At 31.2% G+C, this 22,295-nt stretch carries 18 protein-coding genes; 7 read left to right on the top strand and 11 right to left on the bottom strand.

All coding sequences use genetic code 11. The annotated features are described in order from the left end of the window. Positions 1 to 59 precede the first annotated feature (59 nt). The gene (locus Q0935_RS00590) at positions 60 to 380 is read left to right on the top strand and encodes a hypothetical protein (RefSeq protein ID WP_299381465.1); all 321 of its coding nucleotides are present in this window, start codon (positions 60 to 62) and stop codon (positions 378 to 380) included. Here Q0935_RS00590 and Q0935_RS00585 read toward each other — a convergent pair. Beyond that, entirely contained in the window at positions 367 to 1,434 is a 1,068-nt protein-coding gene (locus Q0935_RS00585; protein WP_299381463.1) for a DUF3667 domain-containing protein, read from the bottom strand. The genes Q0935_RS00590 and Q0935_RS00585 overlap by 14 nt on opposite strands. A gap of 204 nt (positions 1,435 to 1,638) precedes the next feature. Here Q0935_RS00585 and Q0935_RS00580 point away from each other — a divergent pair, with 204 nt between their 5' ends. Further along, positions 1,639 to 2,361 (top strand): hypothetical protein, encoded by a 723-nt coding sequence (locus Q0935_RS00580; RefSeq protein WP_299381460.1) that lies wholly within the window; start codon positions 1,639 to 1,641, stop codon positions 2,359 to 2,361. A gap of 77 nt (positions 2,362 to 2,438) precedes the next feature. On the opposite strand, the gene Q0935_RS00575 is transcribed toward Q0935_RS00580, so the two are convergent. Continuing rightward, on the bottom strand, positions 2,439 to 3,050 hold the full coding sequence (locus Q0935_RS00575) for a DEAD/DEAH box helicase (protein WP_299381458.1): 612 nt from the start codon (positions 3,048 to 3,050) through the stop codon (positions 2,439 to 2,441). Positions 3,051 to 3,176: 126 nt separating this feature from the next. On the opposite strand from Q0935_RS00575, the gene Q0935_RS00570 reads away from it, so the two are divergent. Continuing rightward, positions 3,177 to 4,295 carry a hypothetical protein gene (locus Q0935_RS00570; RefSeq protein ID WP_299381455.1) on the top strand — a complete coding sequence of 373 codons (1,119 nt, stop codon included), beginning with the start codon at positions 3,177 to 3,179 and terminating at the stop codon, positions 4,293 to 4,295. Positions 4,296 to 4,360: 65 nt separating this feature from the next. Here Q0935_RS00570 and Q0935_RS00565 read toward each other — a convergent pair whose 3' ends face one another. The 4 genes from Q0935_RS00565 to Q0935_RS00550 are packed head-to-tail and all read right to left on the bottom strand — an operon-like array spanning position 4,361 to position 9,935. Next, positions 4,361 to 5,821, bottom strand: a complete 1,461-nt coding sequence (locus Q0935_RS00565; protein WP_299381453.1) for a polysaccharide biosynthesis C-terminal domain-containing protein — start codon at positions 5,819 to 5,821, stop codon at positions 4,361 to 4,363. Between the two features lie 30 nt (positions 5,822 to 5,851). Further along, entirely contained in the window at positions 5,852 to 7,138 is a 1,287-nt protein-coding gene (locus Q0935_RS00560) for a glycosyltransferase family 4 protein (protein ID WP_299381450.1), read from the bottom strand. Continuing rightward, positions 7,131 to 9,641 carry a YfhO family protein gene (locus tag Q0935_RS00555; protein ID WP_299381447.1) on the bottom strand — a complete coding sequence of 837 codons (2,511 nt, stop codon included), beginning with the start codon at positions 9,639 to 9,641 and terminating at the stop codon, positions 7,131 to 7,133. Before Q0935_RS00555 ends, Q0935_RS00560 begins: the two co-directional genes overlap by 8 nt. A 30-nt stretch (positions 9,642 to 9,671) precedes the next feature. After that, entirely contained in the window at positions 9,672 to 9,935 is a 264-nt protein-coding gene (locus Q0935_RS00550) for a DUF4834 family protein (RefSeq protein ID WP_299381445.1), read from the bottom strand. A 118-nt stretch (positions 9,936 to 10,053) separates the two neighbouring features. Between Q0935_RS00550 and Q0935_RS00545 the strand changes: the two genes are divergently transcribed. Beyond that, positions 10,054 to 11,082 (top strand): transporter, encoded by a 1,029-nt coding sequence (locus Q0935_RS00545; protein ID WP_299248323.1) that lies wholly within the window; start codon positions 10,054 to 10,056, stop codon positions 11,080 to 11,082. A 5-nt stretch (positions 11,083 to 11,087) separates the two neighbouring features. Continuing rightward, positions 11,088 to 12,209 carry a GNAT family N-acetyltransferase gene (locus Q0935_RS00540; RefSeq protein WP_299248327.1) on the top strand — a complete coding sequence of 374 codons (1,122 nt, stop codon included), beginning with the start codon at positions 11,088 to 11,090 and terminating at the stop codon, positions 12,207 to 12,209. Positions 12,210 to 12,279: 70 nt separating this feature from the next. On the opposite strand, the gene Q0935_RS00535 is transcribed toward Q0935_RS00540, so the two are convergent. The 3 genes from Q0935_RS00535 to Q0935_RS00525 all read right to left on the bottom strand — a co-directional run bounded on the left by Q0935_RS00535 (position 12,280) and on the right by Q0935_RS00525 (position 16,859). Continuing rightward, the gene (locus Q0935_RS00535; RefSeq protein ID WP_299248330.1) at positions 12,280 to 13,539 is read right to left on the bottom strand and encodes an aminotransferase class I/II-fold pyridoxal phosphate-dependent enzyme; all 1,260 of its coding nucleotides are present in this window, start codon (positions 13,537 to 13,539) and stop codon (positions 12,280 to 12,282) included. A 138-nt stretch (positions 13,540 to 13,677) separates the two neighbouring features. Continuing rightward, a complete protein-coding gene (locus tag Q0935_RS00530) occupies positions 13,678 to 14,718 on the bottom strand; it encodes a PLP-dependent cysteine synthase family protein (RefSeq protein WP_299248333.1) in 1,041 nt (346 codons plus the stop codon). 71 nt (positions 14,719 to 14,789) lie between these two features. Continuing rightward, the gene (locus Q0935_RS00525; protein ID WP_299381442.1) at positions 14,790 to 16,859 is read right to left on the bottom strand and encodes a S9 family peptidase; all 2,070 of its coding nucleotides are present in this window, start codon (positions 16,857 to 16,859) and stop codon (positions 14,790 to 14,792) included. 138 nt (positions 16,860 to 16,997) lie between these two features. Here Q0935_RS00525 and Q0935_RS00520 point away from each other — a divergent pair, with 138 nt between their 5' ends. Next, the gene (locus Q0935_RS00520) at positions 16,998 to 17,321 is read left to right on the top strand and encodes a YbaB/EbfC family nucleoid-associated protein (protein WP_299381440.1); all 324 of its coding nucleotides are present in this window, start codon (positions 16,998 to 17,000) and stop codon (positions 17,319 to 17,321) included. A gap of 201 nt (positions 17,322 to 17,522) precedes the next feature. On the opposite strand, the gene Q0935_RS00515 is transcribed toward Q0935_RS00520, so the two are convergent. After that, on the bottom strand, positions 17,523 to 19,754 hold the full coding sequence (locus Q0935_RS00515) for an OmpA family protein (RefSeq protein ID WP_299381437.1): 2,232 nt from the start codon (positions 19,752 to 19,754) through the stop codon (positions 17,523 to 17,525). Between the two features lie 220 nt (positions 19,755 to 19,974). Beyond that, on the bottom strand, positions 19,975 to 20,994 hold the full coding sequence (locus Q0935_RS00510; protein WP_299381435.1) for a low specificity L-threonine aldolase: 1,020 nt from the start codon (positions 20,992 to 20,994) through the stop codon (positions 19,975 to 19,977). 176 nt (positions 20,995 to 21,170) lie between these two features. Here Q0935_RS00510 and prfB point away from each other — a divergent pair. Next, a protein-coding gene (prfB, locus tag Q0935_RS00505; RefSeq protein WP_299248348.1) for a peptide chain release factor 2 occupies positions 21,171 to 22,281 on the top strand; the annotation gives its coding sequence in 2 pieces (ribosomal slippage) (positions 21,171 to 21,233 and positions 21,235 to 22,281; 1,110 coding nt in all). The last annotated feature ends 14 nt before the right edge of the window (positions 22,282 to 22,295 follow it).

Below are 22,295 nucleotides of genomic sequence, written 5' to 3'. Positions count from 1 at the left end.
CTTGGGAATTTAACAGACTTTTGTTTGTTGCTGTAGGGTTGATTTTTTTCTGTGTTAGTATGTATTTACTATTCAATTACTTCTCACCACATGGCTTTGATAAAGCTTCCAATAGATATTATAGAGGCTTTAAAAGTATTCAAACCAAAATGTCTGTAGATATTAGTTTAAAAACTATTGTTGCCATACAATTAATTGGAGAAACTATCTCAGACGAGGACGGTAGCTTTAAAAGCTTTGAGCTGAATATAATTTTAAATAATGCAGAGAGATTAAATGTTATGGACCATTCTAATCTTAGAGGTATTATTAACGATGCTGAAACTTTAAGCGAATTCTTAAATATTCCTATTTGGCATGCAGAATCTAATAAAACATAAAAGAGAATAATAGCACAAAGGCTGAAACGAAAATTAAAATTGGGAAAAATATCATTGTAGATAGGCTTCCTTTTAAAAAGCTTTTAAACCAACCTTGTTTATAAAACTTTTTTAATGCTACAATAAGATAAAAGAAAACAGATAGAACAATTAAAGAATCTATATAATCTGGAATATCTACAATAAAGTTAGTAATAATAACAAGATTAAAAACAGTAAATAAAAACGCAAAGTAATAAAAACTAAACACTAAATGATGTGCATAAAGTCCGCGTTTTCTGTAAAACAACATCAATATTAAAGCAAAAATTGGTAGTATAAAAAACATTGCTATTGGAGCTGCGTCTAAAAATGCAAATAGAATACCACTCCCTTGTTTAGATTTTATGAATTTTAGTGCTTGACTATAGAGTCTTTTCTTTAAAACACTATCTCCTTTATTTAAACCCATTTCCTTTAAAATCTCACTATCTGGGACTTTAGCTTCAATTAAAGAGTCTATTTTCTTCCCAGAAAAAGTAAAGGTGTTTTTTTCTTTATTAAAATTTTCATTATTAACTAAAGAGTCTACTTGTTTATCTGTTATTCCTGTAAGATTTGAATTCTTTTTAAGTGCAATCCGTGCCTCTTCCATTAAAACAGAATCGATTTTTACTTTCGCCTCTGACGCTTTTACAGATAATGAATCAATTTTTGTGTTTTTACCGAAGGATTGTGATAATCCCTTATCAAATTCATTTGCACCTTTTTTTGCACTAAATGAAAACAAAAAGAAAAACAAAACAGCCGCAAAAAGATACATTTGACCTGGATGCAAATACAACAAACGCTTACCTGAAACAAATTTTGTGGCTAAATAACCTGGTTTAATTAGTAATGGAATAAAGCTCTTAAAAAAACGAGCATCAAAAGAGAAATAATTACTAACAGTATTATAAAACAAAACACCTAAGGTCAATTTCTCTTTTTCATTCATTCCACAATGTGGACAAAAATCGAAATTCTCTCTAAAATCGCTTTCACAATTTTTACAAGTTTTGTATTGAATTGACATAGGTTGGTTAGATTGATAACTGTAAATATAATATTAAAATCGAGGTTTTCAATATTAAACCAACTATTATGATCTCTATAAAACCTTTTAAAACATCAACAAAATCAACACCTAACAAGTTTGGCACGCGAATTGAAACCTTAAAAGTAAATAGCGCAAGCCGAAAAGCTAAAGAGTAGGCACAAAATCTAAAACCATAATACTATGAAAAAACTAGTACTATTATTTACAGGTTTGTTAATAGGATTAACAACTGTAACAGCAGCAGAAAAAGTTGAATCTGCATCGAAAGGTGAAGATTTAACAAATAATCGCTACAACAATTACACACAACCTATTCAGTTTACAGAACGTGGTGTCGAATTTTTAATTTTCCCAGATGGCACTTTCGATTTTAATACACACATTGAAGACAACCATTATGATAATGATTACGACAATGAATATTATAGGAAATCAAATACAAAAAGACGTTCTATTAATACCACTTTTGGTGCTCCAGGAACTCGAGTAAAATATACAACTCCAAGAAGCAGAGGTACAATTATTACACATGATGCTAGTGGAAAAGTAAGACGTATTGGTAATGTATTTGTAAACTATAACCGTATTGGGCAAGTTAAACGCTTAGGTAGTGTTTATATAAACTACAACAGAACTGGTTTACTAACACAAGTTGGTGGTCTACATTTAAAATACAATAGACAAGGACAATTAATAAGATTAGTTGGCCAAGTAAATTACCATAATAAAGGATGTGGTATTTGCGGTGTAACGTCTTGTAGTACAAATCATTTTGGTAATTCTCATGAAGATGATAATAACTGGAATAACGATTGGAATACCGATAATGGCCATTACTATTATAAGAAAAATGGGAAAGTAATAAAGCAGAAAAAACTTAAATCAGTAAAAACAAAAAGATAATTATTTATCAATTTATAGAAATAAAAAATCCCACAGACTTATAGTTTGTGGGATTTTTTTATGATTTATAGTATTTATTAAACCTTAACAACCTGAGCGCGAAACATAAAAGTCTCTTCAAAACGCTTTAATCTTGGGCTTAATTTTTCGGCAAAAACAAGATATTGACATTTATCTATGCTTTCTGGAATACGATTAATTGCAGCAAAATAAAGTCCTTTTTCTGCAAATTCTGCATCTTCTATTATGTATAGTTTTAATTGACTTAAGTCTAAACTATTCATTAAATAAAGCTTGTTTAATCGCTTTGGAGTTGCAATTAAAATATCTTGTCCGTAATAAATTTCTTCACGCTGTTGATCTAGTGTTTGCTCATCGTAAGCTGTGTACACTCTAAGTGTTCTTGGTTTTATAAACTTTTCAAATTCTTCTTTAAGTTTAAGAGCTTCAGCCTTCGTTTCTACTAAAATTAAAGCACGAGGTGCATCACCAACGGCTTTACATTTTAATTTTTGCAATACACTAATTACAATAGTAGTTGTTTTTCCAGAGCCTTTACTACCTATACAAAATACGTTTGCACCTCCTTTAATTATAGGTAATGCTGTTTTTTGTAATGGTGTTGGAGCTTCAAAATCATTAATTTCTAAAGCTTCTAAAATTTCTGGGTTCAATTTTTTAAAAGACATATTTACTTGATAAATTTAAGTATAACGCGAAACTACGTGATATTATCCGTTTTACAAAACTACAGCGTTTCCGTTTTGGCACGATGCTTGCTTTTTAGTTAGTATTCAATCTTAAAAACGAATATTATGAAACACCTAATCTATTTATTTTCAGCACTACTCCTTACGGGTTTTACTGTAAATGCAGACAATATTAACACCAAAAACGCTTTAGAAACCAATACTTCAACTTCTTATAGAGGTTATGGTAAATCTTTTATCTTTAACGAGCAAGGTATAGAATTTTCTATTTATGCAGATGGACAGTTTGATTTTTACATGCCTAATTATGGTCCTAAAGTAAATGTAACAGTTGGCTCTCCAAATGTTAACATTAGTTTTAACTCTGGTTATAATTATGATGCTTATGTACAATACGATGAGTTTGGAGCCATTATTCAAATTGAAAACACTCCTATCTATTACGATTACTACGGAAGAATAAGCCAAGCTGGAGATATAAACATAAGCTATAATAGCAGAGGTTATATTACAAGAGTTGGTGGATTATATGTACACTATAACAGATATAATGCTTTCGATCATTATACTGGATATATTAATGTTTACAACAGAGCCTATGTTTACAGACCATGGCACAGGTATTATGCTGTACCTAGCTTTAACTACTGTGTAGTATTTAATACGCCTTACAGACAGCACTACACTCCTATTCGTTATAGTTATAATAGACCTTATGTAAACAATTACAGACGTACTACTGCTGTTGGAAGTCGCAGAGGTAATACAATAACAAGAAATAGAAGTTATGCTTCTAGAACAGAAGGGAGAACTCGTGTAGCTTCTACACCAAGAACTAGAACACGTAACAATGTTACAAATTCTACACCAAGAACTAGAGGTAATAATACAGCTACTCCAAGAACACAAACACGTAGCAATACAACAACTACTTCTAAGCCAAGAACTAGAGCAAATGCTGCTACAAAACCTAGAACACAAACACGTAGTAACACAACAACGACTTCTAAACCTAGAACTAGAGTAAATACTGCTACAAAACCAAGAATACAAACTCGTAATACAACAACAACTTCTAAACCAAGAACTAGAACTGTTAGTAGTACTCCAAGAACACAACAAAGAGTAGCCTCTATAAACAGAAGCACAACATCTAGAGCGTCTAGACCTTCATCAAGTACAAATCGCTCTTCATCTTCTAGAAGTAAAACTAGTCGTAGATAATAATAAAAGGTATTTTATACCATAATCTTGCTACCTTGTTTCCCAAAGCAAGTAGCAGGATTTTTTTATTTACTAGCTTTTAATAGCTTATTAAGAATAGTAGAAATGTCTTCGGAAAGCTTAAAGCGATACACAACAATTCCATATATAGAGGTAACTATAGCCGATTTCACTACAATGTTTATTATAGGATGAAAACTAAATTCCCAAAAGTAAAATGAAACTGATAGTATAAATATTAGCATTAATGAATAAAGCGTATTTATAGAGAAAGGATGTATTTTAAACTTCTTATTTACATACCATAATTTTAAGCTTCCGTATAAAATCATGGCTAAGAAAGTAGCCGTTGCTGCTCCGTTAATATTGTAAATTGGAATTAATATGTAATTTAAAATAACTGCTACAACAATAATTAAAACACCAAAAAACAAGATAATTCTATAGTAGTCCGAATTAAAAATAATAGAGTTATTAATACCTAAAAGACTATCTGTTAGTTTTACAACAGCAATTATTAAAACCACGTACAAAGCTTGACGATATTCTGGCTTTAACAATGCGTATAACTGATTGATATTTACAACAATTAAAACAAATATAAGACCACTAACAATAATAAGGTTTAAAGACGATTTTTTATATAAATCTTCAAGCGAAACCTTATCCTTTTCGTTTAAATACTTAGCTGTTAAAGGATAGGTTATTTGATGCATTGCTCTTGCTGGCACCGCAATTACAATAGCAACAAATACAGCCACATTATAATAGGCTATATTTTCTATTACAATAAGTTTACCTAACATAAACTTATCTAAATCTAGCATAAGCATAGCTACAGATCCAGCTATAATAATAAGAAAACTGTATTTTAAAACTGAAGACACTTCAAAATTAAATTTAAAATCGAGCTTCGGAAATCTTATACTAAAAGCATAAAGTTTCATAATCACCATCCTAACTACATAAACTATTGCAATTGCAATAATAAATTGATCTATAGTAAGCACTTTATAATATAAAGCTAATAGTAAAAATAAAATGCAAACACGATGAAAGATTTCTTTCATTATATTACCAAAAGCGCTTTTAAAATGAATTTTACTCCACGCAAAAAACACTTCAAAGTAGGCCATTGCAACAGCAATTACATAAATTAAATACGTGTAATTTTTAATGATTGCATTTTCTGAAGCTAACCAATTACTTATAGACTCGTATCCCAAAACACCAATAAAACCAATGGGTACAATTGCTACTAAAGGTAAAAAAAGCATTAAAGTTAAAAAGCTATTTTGTTGATTTTTGGTTTTATAAGAAGAATAAAATTTAACCAATGTGTTATTAACACCAAACATAAAAAAAGGCATCATTACATTAGCTGTAGATAGTAAATAGCCAACTAAACCATAATATTCTGGAGTTAAAAACTGAGTATATAGAAACAGAGTATTTACAGCTCCTATTACAAAACCTAAATAGGTTGTAATAGTATTTTGAATAGACTGTTTTATTACAATTCCCATGTATTTTAAAAATTCGAGATTTTTTTAAAATTAGTCTTTAAGAATAACTTTAGACAATTTTTCGGTTAAAGATTCTCTACTATATTGTTTTAATCCTATCGCATTTACGCTTAATTCTCCAGCAATAAAGGCTTCAAAATGATTAAGAATTTTCGATTTTAAATCTTCTAAAGCATCATAATAAAAATAATCTCCAGTATTTGTTTCCTTAACAATTCTCTCTACATCAGAACCAGATGGGCCTATTGCTATTATTGGTCTATTAGATACCATATACTCAAACAATTTTCCTGGGATAATTGCTTTTGTATCTTCAGAATCTATTTCAATTAATAATAGAATTTGAGACTTTTTTTGATAAATAACAGACTCACCATGTGATACATAACCTATATTATTAACATAGCTAGTTAAGTTATAATTTTTAATATTCTCTAAAATTTCTTCACTAACTAATCCTACCAAGTTAAGTTTAAAACACTTTGCAAAGTCTTGATTCTCGTTCACCAATTCTTTTAAAGCTTGCCATAAAATTTCTGGATTCCGTTTAGATAAAAACGATCCAATATGAGCTAAACTAAATTCCGAATCCAATGTTACAGTACTGTTTTTAGTAACATCGTAACCATTTGTTATAACTTCTATTGGTTTATTAGTTAATGCTTTAAACTCTGTTTTAGTAACCGCACTGGTTACTATAATAGTGTCTGCCGTATTAAGTACTTCGCTCTCTAGTTTTTTGTGTTTATTTTTAGAAGCTTCTGTAAGTTTTAGTTGCTTGTGGTAACCAATAGTTGTCCAAGGATCTCTAAAATCGGCAATCCAATTAACACCTAATTGTTGTTTTAATTTTAAACCAATAATATGTAAACTGTGCGGTGGACCTGTTGTAATAATAGTGTCTATACCGAAGTCTTGAATATAAGTAGATAGATATCTTACCGATGGTTTTATCCAGTTTTTTCTAGCATCTGGAATAAAAAAATTACCGCGCACAAAAAGCATTGCTTTTTGAACAAGACTCTGCTTCTTTTGTTCTGGAATAATACCTTTACTAATGGTTTTAGATTCTTTAGAAAAGAAACCTGCTAGTTTATATGGTTCGTTAATTGGCTGTTTAAGTATTGTTATTCCGTTTGGAACTTCGTCTAACAAACTTTCGTCTGTTTGTGGATAAATAGGATTAGACGGACAGTAAACTATAGGTTCTACTCCAAATTGAGGTAAATATTTCATAAATTTTAACCAACGCTGTACTCCTGGTCCTCCTGCTGGTGGCCAATAGTATGTAATGATTAAAACTTTTTTTTTATTCATTTTTCCTTTTAAACTCAAAAAACAATCCTCCTAAAATTATAAGTGCTAATAAAACAGAACTTGTTAAAGCAATAGAACCTCCTGTTTTAACAACTTGTGGCTCAAACTTAAACTCAACAATATGTTTTCCTTTAGGTATTTCCATTCCTCTTAAAAGGTAGTTTACACGATTGTGATTTGTTATTTCATCATCTACATAAGCATTCCAACCGTTTGCATAATACATTTCTGAAAATACTGCATAACCATTATTTAGATTATTGGACTCGTATTTAATATAGTTAGGTTGGTATTCTAATACTTTAATTGAAGCTAGCGAATCTACAACATGATTAAACTCTGTTATAGCCCTATTAGGTAATGTTTGTGAAACAGTCTTATAAGTTTCAATAGCACTTCTATCTACAACAGCTTCCGTTTTAGTATTCAAATCTAGTAAAGAAAGCATTTCTTCATCTGCCGAATTAACTTGTTTTATTTTTTCAACAAACCAAGCATTACCATTGGCATCAGTATTTAAATATGGATAAGGCTGTTTACTTTCATCTTCACTAATAATATACTTAACATTAAACATATTAAGCATTTCAGGATGTCTTGTAAATGGAAAGAAATCTGAAATCTCATCAAACCGTTTCAGCTTTGCTGCATGATAACCATTTATAGTATTATGAAAATATGGTGCAGAAGTTGCGCCTGAAGCCATACTTTCTACTTTTTGAGAAATGGCTCTTCCTGCTCCAGAACTAACATCGTAAACTCTAAAATTACCAGATTCACTTAATATTTTCTTATCGGCATTATTTGCTTTAAAAGGACTTTGCACTTCTCTACTCGATACAAAATTTTCGGTATTTACATAACGTCTATCTACGCCAACCAAATCGAAAAGAATTAACACTGCAAAAACAATAATAACTTTTCCTTCGGAAAGCTTTTGTTTTAAAAACATATAAATAGCTCCTGCTGAAAGCAGTACCAATAATAAGGTACGTAACGTATCTTTTGTAAAAATAGATTTTCTATCTGCTACAATAGCATCTACAAATGGTTGTCCTCCGCCTTGAGACCAATTTGCATCTCTTATTCCTTCAAAATCTAAAATAATTCCTGCATATCTTAATAATAAAAAGAACAAACATAATCCTGCTGTTATTATTACTGAAAACTTTAAGGCTTTTAATTTATCTTCATCTTTTTCGTAATCATTAAACAACTTAATCAAACCAAAGATTGCTAACACAGGAATACAAAGTTCTAAAAGAACTTGTATTGAAGTTACTGCTCTAAACTTATCGTAAAATGGAACAAAATCTATAAAGAAATCGGTTAAAAAACCTAGATTTTTACCGTAAGACAATAATAATGCGAGTATTGATCCGGAAACTAACCACCATTTTAATCTACCTTTTACTAAAAATAAAGCGAAAACAAAAAGGAATAATATTACGGCTCCAACATAAGCTGGTGCTTCAACTATTGGCTGATCTCCCCAATAAGTAGGAACAGATTTAGCTGCATCTGCTGCTTCTAATGGTGGCACACCTTGACTTCTATAAAACTCATAAAAAGCAGATTCTTTACCTAAATCTTCTCCCATTCCTCCACCTAAAAATCTAGGAATAAAAAGATTAAAAGTTTCCAAATAGCCATAACTGTACTCGGTAATTTTTTCTTTTGCTAAACCAGAACTAATGTCCTTTTTAGGAGAGCCATCAGGATTTATGGTTAATTCTGTTTTACTACGTGTACTTTCTTTAGCATACTCTTGCGTTGCCATAATATTGGCTGCATTTAATCCAATAGCTAATATTACTGCTGCTAATAAAACAACTACCGATTTAAAGAAATGCGGTAGTACTTTTTTGTTATAAGCATCTATTAAATATACAATACCAAGAACAATAACAAGTAGCATTAAATAGTAGGTCATTTGAAAATGATTGGCTACTAATTCTAATCCCATAGCAATAGCTGTGACGATAAATCCAAGTATATATTTCTTCCTAAAGGTTAGCACAATTCCACTTAAAACTAAAGGCATATAAGCAATTGCATGTGCTTTACTGTTATGTCCTACTCCAAGAATAATTATTAAATAAGTAGAAAAACCAAAGGCTAATGCGCCAAGTGCTGCAAGTTTAAAATTAACTTTTAAACATAATAATAGTATATAAAAACCTACAAAATAAAGAAAAAGATAATCTGCTGGACGTGGTAAAAAACGAAGTCCTAAATCTAAACTCTTAATATAAGTGTGTGGATATCTAGCTCCTAATTGGTAGGTTGGCATACCTCCAAAAGCACTATTAGTCCAATAGGCTTCTTCACCAGTATTTGCTTTAAAATCGCGTTGCTGTTTAGCCATACCATTGTACTGCAAAATATCACTTTGTAATATTTGCTTACCTTGTAAAACAGGACTAAAATAGGCTAAAGACAGTATTATAAACCCTACAAACACAAGGATATGTGGCAAGATCTTTTTAAAAGTTGATTGCATAAATAATAGAATAATTCTTAAAACCGAAAATTAATCAATTTCCTCGTAATCTACATATTCACCAACCGTTTTGTTTGAAGATTTATTGTTAGGCATTTTATCTATTGTAATTTCGCCTTCTTTTTCTTGTGGTTGCTGCTGTTTTTGGTTATTAAAATCACGAAATTGGCCACCAAAACGTTCGGTTGCTTTCTTTGTAAAATACTTTAATATAAAAGGACCAAAAAATCTAGATAAGATCTTGAATCCGTAATAAAATAACAATATTATAAGTATGGTCTTTATTAATCCCATAGAAAAATCAAAATATTAAATGTTGTAATACAAAAATACAATACTTGTTGAGTAATTTCAGATTTTTTTCCTTAAAAAATATATAAAATCTCTATATTTGAAGCTAAACCTAAAACTTATGTTTTTAAATAAAACCTATTTAACTATAGTCCTGTGTATTGCTGGTTTAACAGCACATGCACAATATACAGAAGTTATTAATTCTAACCGTCCTGGAGTTTCTAGGTCTGCTTTTTCTGTTGGAACAAATGTAGCTCAAATTGAAGTTGGTCCCTATACCGTAAAGGAAGAACACACACCTTTAAAATACGATGTATCTGGTTTTGGAGTTGATTTTGCTGCGCGTTATGGCCTACTTTTACCGCAATTAGAAATTAATATTGAAGGTATTTATCAAAATGATACACAAACAGATTACCGTTCTACTATTCCTACAGATTTAAAGCGTTCAAACTTTAAAAATCTAACACTTGGTGCTAAATATCTAGTTTACGACCCTTATAAACACGCTGTTGAAGAAAAACCAAATATTTTTAGTTACCATGCAAACAAACGTTTTAAATGGAGTAGCTTAATTCCTGCTGTTGCTGTTTATGTTGGAGCAAATTTTGATTCGGCAGACAATCCATACACTGCTCCTGGAGTAGAAGGTTTTAGCCCTAAAGTAATGGTTGCAACACAAAATAATTTTGCTAGTGGTTGGGTATTGGTAATGAATTTATCTAAAGATAGAATTGGTACCGATTATTCAGATTTTCAATACATTTTTACTCTAACTAAAGCTGTAAGTGAACAATGGGTTTTATTTGGGGAAACGCAAGGAATCCATAGCGATTTTTATGCAGACAATCTTTTTAGATTTGGTGGTGCATATCTTTGGGGAAAAGATTTTCAGTTAGATACCGCTGTAACATTTAATACTAAAGATACGCCTTCAGTTTTCGGATTAAATTTAGGTATTTCTTATCGTTTAGATTTTCATAAAGATCCAGGAATCGATAATGGAACTTCTGCTGAAGAAGAAGCAGAACGAAAAGCGAATAAAAAACGTAAGAAGAAAAACAAAAAGAAAGGTGACGATGCTTCTCCTGATAGCGATAACAAACGTAAAAAAGAAACTCAGGATATTGATTTTGATGATGAGTAATGCCTATGATTACAACTAAACTAGTAACTACAAAAAAGGATTTAAAGACCTTTGTTAAATTCCCGTTTTCGCTATATAAGGATTCTAAATATTGGGTACCTCCTATTATTAGTCAAGAAATGGAGACTTTTAATAAGGACAAAAATCCCATTTTTAATGATGCCGAAACTACATTAATTCTTGCCTATAAAGGCGATAAGCTTGTTGGCCGTGTAGCAGCAATTATTAATTGGCTTGAAGTAAAAAAACAAAAGCATCTTAAAATGCGTTTTGGTTGGTTTGATTTTATTGATGATTTAGAAGTTTCTAAAGCACTTTTAGATGAAGTAACAAAAATTGGGAAACAACATAATCTAGAATATACTGAAGGTCCTGTTGGTTTTTCGAACCTAGACAAAGTTGGTGTTATGACCGAAGGTTTCGACCAGATTAGTAATATGATAACATGGTACAACCATGAGTATTATGTAAAACATTATATAGCACATGGTTTTACTGTAGAAAAAAGTTATTCTGAAAGTAGCTTTCCTTTTGTAAATGTAAAACCTGAAAACTTTAAAAAAGCTCAAGAACTTATAAAAAGACGCTACAAATTAACAGCATTACAACTCACAAAAACATCTGAAGTGATGCCTTATGTAGATAAAATGTTCGATTTGTTTAATGCATCTTATGAAAGTTTATCTTCTTTTGTTGAAATAACAGACATACAAAAAGCATATTTTAAAAAGAAATTTATCTCATTTGTAAATCCAGAGTATATAAAGTTTGTTGTTGATGAAAATGATGACATGGTAGCTTTTGCTATTGTAATGCCTAGGTTTGCTTCTGCTCTCCAAGAAATGAATGGTAAACTATTTCCTTTTGGTTTTGCTAAGCTACTAAAAGCAAAGAAACATAGTAAAGATGTGGTTTTCTACCTAATTGGTGTACATCCTGAATATCAAAATAAAGGTATCCATGCTGTTATATTTAATGAGTATTATGAAACTTTTAGACAAAAAGGAATCATTAATTGTTACAGAACTCCAGAATTAGAAGATAATGAAGCTATTCATAAAATTTGGAAGCATATTGAAACTGTAGTTGTAAAACGCAGAAAAACGTTTAGAAAAACTATTATATAATAAGTATAAGTAACAAAAAAAATCCAATTCGAAAGAATTGGATTTTTTTATACAATAAATTGAAAAGAAATTATTCTCCCATTGCTTTAATTAAAGCAGCAGACATTCTTTTATAAGTTCCATTTTCTAAACGTGTTCTAATAGCATCAAAAGCATCTAATGTTTCATTTACATCTTGAATGGTATGCGTTGCTGTAGGAATCATACGTAATAATATTAATCCTTTTGGTATTACTGGATATACTACGATAGAACAGAAAATTCCGTAATTCTCACGTAAATCTCTTACTAAAGCCATAGCTTCAGGAATACTACCTTTTAAGTAAACCGGTGTAACACAACTTTGTGTTGTACCAATATCGAATCCTCTTTCTTTTAATCCAGATTGTAATGCATCTACAATTTTCCATAAGTTTTCTTTTAACTCAGGCATTGTACGTAACATATCTAAACGCTTTAAAGCACCTACTACCAATTGCATTTGCAAAGATTTTGCAAACATTTGAGAACGTAAGTTATACTTTAAATAGTCTATAATTTCTTTATCTGCAGCAATAAATGCTCCAGTACTAGCCATAGATTTTGCGAAAGTTGCAAAATAAACGTCTATATCATCTTGTACTCCTTGCTCTTCTCCTGCTCCAGCACCTGTTTTACCAAGTGTACCAAAACCATGAGCATCATCTACAAAAAATCTAAAGTTATATTTTTTCTTAAGCGCAACAATTTCTTTTAAACGTCCTTGTTCTCCACGCATACCAAAAACACCTTCAGAAATTACTAAAATTCCTCCTCCAGTTGTTTCTGCCATTTTTGTAGCACGCTCTAAGTTTTTTTCTAAACTTTCAATATCGTTGTGCTTATAAGTAAAACGTTTACCGTGGTGTAATCTCACACCATCAATAATACATGCATGTGCATCTACATCGTAAACAATAACATCATCTTTAGCAACTAAAGCATCTACAGTAGATACCATACCTTGATAACCAAAGTTTAAAAGGTAAGCCGCTTCTTTATTAACAAAGGCAGCTAGTTCGTTTTGAAGTTGTTCGTGTAATTCTGTATGGCCAGACATCATTCTAGCTCCCATTGGGTAAGCCGAACCATATGCAGCACCTGCTTCAGCATCAACCTTACGCACTTCTGGATGATTTGCTAAACCCAAGTAATCGTTAATACTCCAAGTAATAACATCTTTTCCTTGGAACTTCATTCGGTTAGAAATTTGTCCTTCTAGTTTTGGAAATACAAAATAACCTTCAGCCTGCTCAGCCCATTTTCCTAATGGTCCTTTATCTTTATATATTTTTGCAAATAAATCTTTCATCTGTACTTAATTAGTTTAGAGAATGCAAAATTAAGCAATTCTACGTTTTTTGCATAATATTTTCACCTCCAATTAACAACATAAAAAAACTGATACCTTTTTAATGGTATCAGTTTCAATATTTATTGTGTAATTCCTTTATTTTATGAATTGAATACTTTGTGCTGCTTCAGCATTTACGCTATCAAAGAAGCCTTGTTCGCTCATCCATTTATCGCTATAAATCTTACTCATATAACGTGATCCATGATCTGGAAAAATAACAACTATATTATCCGACTCTTTAAATTCGCCAGAAGCACTTAATTGCTTTATAGCTTGCATTGCTGCTCCAGAAGTATAACCAACAAAAAGACCTTCGGTTTTTGCAATTTCTCTTGCTGTATGTGCACTTTCTTCGTCCGTTACTTTTACAAACTCATCAATAGTATCAAAATCTGTTGCAGTAGGAATTAAATTTTTACCTAAACCTTCTATACGATATGGATAAATTTCTTTATCATCGAATTCTCTAGTTTCATGGTATTTTTTTAATACAGAACCAAAAGCATCAACACCAATAACTTTAATATTTGGATTTTGTTCTTTTAAGTACTTCGCAGTACCCGAAATAGTTCCTCCTGTACCACTACAAGCTACTAAATGTGTTATTTTACCATCAGTCTGATTCCATATTTCTGGTCCAGTAGAGGCGTAATGTGCGTCTATATTTAACTGATTGAAATATTGGTTTATATAAACCGAACCTTTCATTTCGTCATGTAAACGTTTTGCTACTTGGTAGTAAGACCTTGGGTCGTCTGCGCTAACATTTGCTGGGCAAACATAAACTTTGGCTCCCATATTCTTTAGCATATCTATTTTATCTGCCGAAGATTTAGAACTTACTGCAAGAATACAATCGTATCCTTTAATAACGCTTACCATTGCAATACTAAATCCTGTATTACCAGAAGTAGTTTCAATAATAGTGTCACCAGGCTTTAGGATGCCTTGCTTCTCTGCTTGTTCAATAATATATAGTGCTATTCTATCTTTTGAAGAATGTCCAGGATTAAAAGCTTCAACTTTAGCCAAAAAGTTACCTTTAAACTCTGAAGTCATTTTTTTTAGTTTTATCATTGGTGTATTGCCAATTAAGTCCAATACATTGTCAAAAACCTGTTTCTCGTGTGTCATAAACAATATTTGATCAGTTACTTATAGTTAGAAATGTAACTTAAAACCTTGCAAAAATAAGCTTTTTTTTTTTAACAGTCAACTCCCTCTAAATCAAGTAAAAACGCATATTCCAATGCGACTTCTTTTAAACTTTCAAAACGTCCAGATGCTCCACCATGTCCTGCTTCCATATCGATATGAAACAATAACTTATTGGTATCTGTTTTTAATTCTCTTAATTTTGCTACCCATTTTGCAGGCTCAAAATATTGCACTTGAGAATCGTGTAAACCTGTTGTAACTAGTAGGTTTGGATAATTTTTAGGTGTTACATTATCGTAAGGTGAATATGATTTCATGTAATCATAATATTTTTTATCGTTTGGGTTTCCCCATTCATCATATTCTCCTGTAGTTAATGGTATAGTATCGTCTAACATTGTAGTTACAACATCTACAAATGGTACAGCTGCAATTACTCCATTATATAATTCTGGATTTAAATTAATTATAGTTCCCATTAATAAGCCTCCTGCACTTCCTCCCATTGCATATAAATGTTCTGGAGATGTATATTTTTCTTGAATTAAAAACTTAGAACAGTCTATAAAGTCTGTGAAAGTATTCATTTTAGTTAATAATTTTCCGTTTTCGTACCATTCTCTACCTAAGTACTCTCCTCCTCTTATGTGCGCTATTACATAAATAAAACCTCTATCTAATAAACTTAGTCTAATAGTAGAGAAATAAGGATCTATTGTTGAACCATAAGAACCATAAGAGTATTGTAAAACTGGGTTTTTGCCATTTAATTCTATTCCTTTTTTATAAACTAAAGATATAGGTACTTTAACTCCATCTCTTGCAGTTGCCCAAAGGCGTTTAGATTCGTAATTATCTTTATTAAACTTTCCTCCTAAAACCTCTTGCTCTTTCTTTGTTGTTTTAATCTTCGTTTTTAAATTATAATCAATTATTGAGCTTGGTGTTGTTAAAGAGTTGTAACCATAGCGTAACTCGTCGCTATTAAAATCTGGATTATTACCTAAACTAGCAGTATATGTTTCGTTATCGAATGGTAGATGATAATCTTCTTCTCCATTCCAACTTATTATTCTTATTTTATTCAGTCCGTTTTCACGTTCGTTAACTACAAGATAATCTTTAAAAATCTCTATATCTTCTAGTAAAACGTCTATTCTGTGTGGCAATACATCTTTCCAATTCTCCTTTTCAGTATTAGTTTCAGACGTTTTTTGTAGTTTAAAATTAGTAGCATCATCTTTATTAGTAATAATATAGAAGCTATCCTTATAATGAGCAATTGAATATTCTAATTCACGTTCACGTTCCTGAAATATTTTAAATTCGCCATCTGGAGTATTTGCATTTAAAATTCTATATTCTGAAGTTAGTGTACTCGAAGAACCAATTACAATATACTTTTTAGATTTTGTTTTATATACGAATGAATTAAAGGTATCGTCGGTTTCATTAAAAACTAAAACATCTTTTTCTTCTTCTGTATATAATTTATGCTTGTATATTTTGTCCGAACGCAAGGTTACCTCATCTTTCTTTGTATAAAACAACGTTTTATTATCGTTCGCCCAAGTAGAGCTTCCTGTAGTATTTTCTATTTTATCAGAAAAAATTTCACCTGTAGTCAAATCTTTTATTTGCAAGGTATATTGCCTTCTACTTACTGTATCTACAGCAAAACTTGCCATTTTATTATCTGGACTAATAGATATTCCTCCTAATTTAAAATAAGCATGTTCTTTAGCCATCTCATTACAGTCAAAAATAATTTCTTCGGCTGCATCTATATTCTCCTTTCTTCTTGTGTATATAGGATAATCTTTACCTTTTTCAAATTTAGTAACATACCAATAACCATTCAATTTGTAAGGTACAGAAGTATCATCTTCTTTTATTCTACCCTTCATTTCTTCAAAAAGATCTTTTTGAAATGATTCTGTATGTTTTAAAACGGACTTAGTATAGCTGTTTTCTGCATTAAGATGATCAATAACATTTTTATCTTCTCTATCATTCATCCAGAAATAATTATCAATACGAATATCGTTATGCTTTTCTAGAGATTTCTTTATTTTTTTTGCAACTGGTGCATTAACTGTTACTGTTGTTTCTGACATGTTTTAGTTTTATTTACAAGAAAAAACAAAAGTAAAACTTAAAGAGAAAATAAATACAAGGTTTTTGATTATATATTATATTGGTTATTAACCATTGTATTTAATAAATTTGCATTTAAATTAATACAATAACAAATTATGTTTGGAGATTTAGCAGGAATGGTGGGAAAACTTAAAGAAACCCAACAAAAGGTAGAAGAGACTAAAGCAAGGTTAAACTCTGTTTTAGTAGATGAACAAAGTAACGATGGATTATTAAAGCTTACTTTAACAGCAAATAGAACCATAAAAGCTATTACTATTGATGATTCATTATTAGAAGACAAAGAGCAGTTAGAAGATTATTTAATACTTACTTTAAATAAAGCTATTGAAAAAGCTACTCAAATTAATGAAGCAGAATTAGCTGCTGTGGCAAAAGATGGTATGCCTAGTATTCCAGGAATGGATATGTTTAAATAAAGGGTTTACACAATAGGTAATACTATTAATTAAAAAAGCCTCACTCAATATCTATATTGAGTGAGGCTTTTTTTTAAATTCAATTCTAAACTAAGAGTCTAAAATTTACAAACGTTATATCGAATAATAAAAAAAGCATAACAAACAAAAAAAGAAGCCCGAAGGCTTCTTTTTATATATAAATGAAATAAGAATTACATCTTAGTTAGCATTGATAACTCTAAATTGAGTTCTTCTGTTTGCTAAGTGCTCTCTTTCTGTACAAGAAACACCATCAGAACATCTGTTTGCTAATCTAGACTCACCATATCCATTAGAAACAATTCTTGAAGAGTTGATTCCTTTAGAAATTAAGTAGTTAGTTACAGCTTGTGCTCTTCTTTCAGATAAAGATCTGTTAGATGCAGCAGAACCTCTTGAATCTGTGTGAGATGCGATCTCTACAGAAACACCATTCTTCAATTCTACTAATAATTTTGCATCAATCTCAGCTTTAGCAGAAGGAGTTAAAGTTGCAGAACCTAATAACCAGTTTATGTTAAGATCGTTATACTCAACGATTTTACAATCAACCTCAGTCCAAGTAGTTAAACCACCTTTAGTTTGTAAAACTTCTTTAGTAACTGTTTTGTTAACAGCAGGAATAGTAACTTCTTCTACTCTAGCATCACTAGCTAAAACAGTTGTTTTTAAAGTTGCAGTTTTTTGTGCTACGTCTATTACTCTAGTTGTAGGAGGCGTTGCCATTACAGTACGCTTCATTGTTTTAGTTACAGCAGGAATATCGATAGATCTAGTAGTTTCTGGAGTAATAACAGTTTTTCTAATTGTAGTTGACTTAGAAGGAATATCGATAGCTCTTGCAGTTGGAGGTGTAGCCATAACAACACGCTTCATAGTTTTAGTAGTAGCAGGAATTTCTGTTACTCTTGTAGAAGCTGGAGTTACTAAAGTAGTACGCTTCATCGTTTTTGTAACTGCAGGAATAGTAATAACTCTTGTAGTTGGAGGTGTTACCATTACAGTACGCGTAATTTCTTTAGTTACAGCAGGAACATCAATAGCTCTTGTTGTTGGTGGAGTTACCATTACTTGTCTTGTAACTTCTTTAGTTACTTGAGGAATATCGATTACTCTTGTAGTTGCTGGAGAAACTAATACTGTTTTCTTGATCGTTTTAGTTACTGCAGGAATTTCAATTGTTCTTGTAGTTGAAGGCTGAGTCATTACTGTACGCTTAACTTCTTTAGTTACAGCAGGAATATCAATTACTCTAGTAGTAGCAGGAGTTTGTACAACTTTTCTTGTATAAGTTCCCATACCACAATCATCACTATTAGCATTAGAATTATCACAACCAGGAGTTGTAACAATAGATGCATCATTAGATAAAGTAGTAGTATTTACTGTAATGTTTTGAGCTGGTACATTTTTGTAACACCAGTATCTACAATCGTTAGGATCGCTAGATGCACAATCTGCAGCAGGAGTATCACTCATTCCCCATTTAGCAGTAGCTGGCTTAGTTTCGATAACTTGGTAATCTGTAGAAAAACTAGCAGGAACAACTTTTAAAGTATTTCCAAATTCTCTTTTCTTATAAGATAAAGTTTCAGTTCCCCATTTAGCAGGTATAACTTCTAAACGCTGGCTAGCTTCTGTAACTACAACAGTTTCAGTTTCAGTACCATATTGAGCAGGAATAATTTCTAATCTAGAAGATGCTGGTTGAACAACAATCTCTACATTTTCAGTTCCCCATTTAGCAGGAACAACTTCCATACGCTGTCCAGCAGCAGTAACAACTACAGTTTCAGTTCTTGTCTCGTATTGAGCAGGTACTGTTTGTAATTTTTGGTAAGCTTGTTGTACAATAACAGTTTCTGTTCTTGTCTCGTATTGAGCAGGTACAACTTCTAAACGTTGGCTAGCTTCAGTTACAACAACTTCAAAAGTTTCTGTTCCTAATTTTGCAGGAACAACAGATAAAGTTTGTCCACCTTCTGAAGTAGTAACATCAAAATTTTGTGTTTCGTACTGTGCAGGTACAACAGCTAATTCTTGGTATCCTGGCTGAATTACCATTTCTTCAGTAGTTGAATCTGTAGATCCAGCTACTTTTTCAAGTCTTTGAGCAGGTCCTTGTACAGTTACTTCGAAAGTTTGTGTTTCGTACTGTGCAGGTACAACAGCTAATTCTTGTCCAGCAGACTGAACAACAACTTCTTCATTTTCTGTTCTGTACTGTGCAGGTACTACTTTTAATTTTTTGTAAGCCGGTGCAACTTGGATAGTCACATCTTGATTTACCCATACATCTGGTGTTACACAACGTACGTAACATTTTCCTGGTTCAGGATTTGTAGGTAAATCTTGTGCGATTGCTACTGTACAGGCAACAAAAGATAAGATTGTTAGTAATGCTTTTTTCATTTTTTAAATAATTTTAATGGTTATTTTAAGGTTAAACAAGCCAAATATATACTCGGCTGTTCTCTAATTTCGTGTAAAATTACTTGTTAACAAACTATTAATTCAAATAATTACTATATTTCTATGACAATTCGATAAAGTGTTAAAAAACTCCGTTTAACATTTCGTTAACATTTTTTCATTCTAATAATCAGACATTTACACTTTACCCATTATTTATTTACAAAACACTTAATTCATTTAAAACAACTTTATGCATACTCTGTGTATAGTCTAAGTGTGTAACTATTCGAAGCTTACCTTGTCCCATATTACTTAAATGAATATCCTTACTTTTTAAAATATTTAAAAAAGTTTCATCACTATATTTACTATTTAAAGTAAAAATTACAATATTGGTTTCTACAGATTCTACTTTAGCTATATAATCCGCTTTTTCTAATACAGAAGCGATCTCTTTTGCTTTAATGTGATCCTCTTTTAATGCTTCCATATTATTATCTAACGCATACAATGCTGCCGCTGCTAGGAAACCAACTTGCCTCATACCTCCTCCAAGAATTTTTCTAATTCTTATAGCGTTTTTCATTAAATGTTCGTCTCCTACCAATACAGAGCCTACTGGACAACCTAATCCTTTACTAAAACATACAGAAATTGTATCGAATAGATTACCATAATCTTCAGCTGTTTCTTTAGTTTCAACTAATGCATTCCATAATCGTGCTCCATCTAAATGAAAACGCAAATTATTAGTTGTGCAGACTTCTTTAATTTTTTTTAATTCGTTAAAATTCCAACAAGCTCCGCCTCCTTTATTAGTTGTATTCTCTATTTCAACTAATGTGGTTAATGGACTGTGATAAAAATCGGGAGGATTAATAGCCTCTATAACTTGCGCTGCTGTAAACATACCTCTATCTCCATCTATAAGATTACAAGACACACCACTATTAAAAGATGCACCTCCACCTTCGTAATTAAAAATGTGTGCATACTTATCGCAAATTACTTGGTCTCCAGGATTAGTATGTAGTTTTATAGCTGTTTGGTTTGCCATGGTTCCACTAGGAAAAAATAAAGCATGAGATTTTCCAAATAATTTGGCAACTCTTTCTTCTAGTGCGTTAACCGTTTCATCCTCTTTATATACATCGTCTCCAACTTTAGCATTCATTATAGCATTTAACATGCCTTCAGATGGTTTTGTTACAGTATCACTTCTTAAATCTATTCTCATTTTTTCTTAATATTGTTATTTATCTGCTATTAATCGTTATCATAATTTAGATATTAACACCTTAATTATATAAACGAATTTCTTATTATTATTTTTCAGTATAAAATTAGAAAATAAGTAGGTAATAATTTATTTATCATACTATAAATTCTATTTTTGTTACAAACACATATATAATGATAACACAAGATCAAATTAAAGATCTCTCACAACGCCTGACTAAGTTAAGGCAATATCTTTGACATAGATGCTAAATTAATAGAAATTAGCAATGAAGAAGAACAAACCTTTTCACCAGATTTTTGGAACGATTCTAAAGCTGCTGAAATAATAATGAAATCACTACGTGTAAAAAAAAGATGGGTTGAAGATTATAACCTAGCTAACACACTTATTGAAGACTTAGAAGTTATTTACGAATTCTTTAAAGAAAATGAAGCTACTGCTAAAGATGTTGAAAACAGATTTATAAAAGCGCAAACTTTAATTGAAGATTTAGAGTTTAAAAACATGCTTTCGGAAGAAGGTGATAGCTTAAGTGCAGTGCTTCAAATTACTGCTGGAGCTGGTGGTACAGAAAGTTGTGATTGGGCCGAAATGCTTATGCGCATGTACTTAATGTATGCTGAAAAAAGTGGTTTTAAGGTTAAAGAACTTAACTTTCAAGAAGGTGATGTTGCTGGTATAAAAACAGTAACTATAGAAATTGAAGGCGATTATGCTTTTGGTTGGCTTAAAGGAGAAAACGGTGTACATAGATTGGTACGTATTTCTCCTTTCGATAGTAATGCAAAACGCCACACTAGTTTTGCTTCGGTTTATGTCTATCCTTTAGTAGACGATTCTATAGAAATTGAAATTAATCCTGCAGATTTAGAAATTACTACTGCAAGATCAAGCGGAGCTGGTGGACAAAACGTAAATAAAGTAGAAACAAAAGTTCAATTACTACATAAACCTACTGGCATACAAATACAATGTTCTGAAACACGTTCGCAACACGATAATAGATCTAGAGCTTTACAAATGTTAAAGTCTCAATTATATGAGATTGAACTTCAAAAACAATTAGCCCAACGTCAAGATATTGAAGCTGGAAAAATGAAGATTGAATGGGGAAGCCAAATAAGAAATTACGTTATGCATCCTTACAAATTAGTTAAAGATGTAAGGTCTGCGCACGAAACTGGTAATGTAGATGCAGTTATGGATGGTGATATTACACCGTTTTTAAAGGCTTATTTAATGATGATGGGACAACAAACAACAGAATCTAATCAACTATAAAAAGTTAATACATA

The organism is uncultured Lacinutrix sp., from assembly GCF_947500605.1.
Taxonomy (GTDB): domain Bacteria; phylum Bacteroidota; class Bacteroidia; order Flavobacteriales; family Flavobacteriaceae; genus Lacinutrix.
This window is presented reverse-complemented; position numbering and strand designations above follow the sequence as displayed.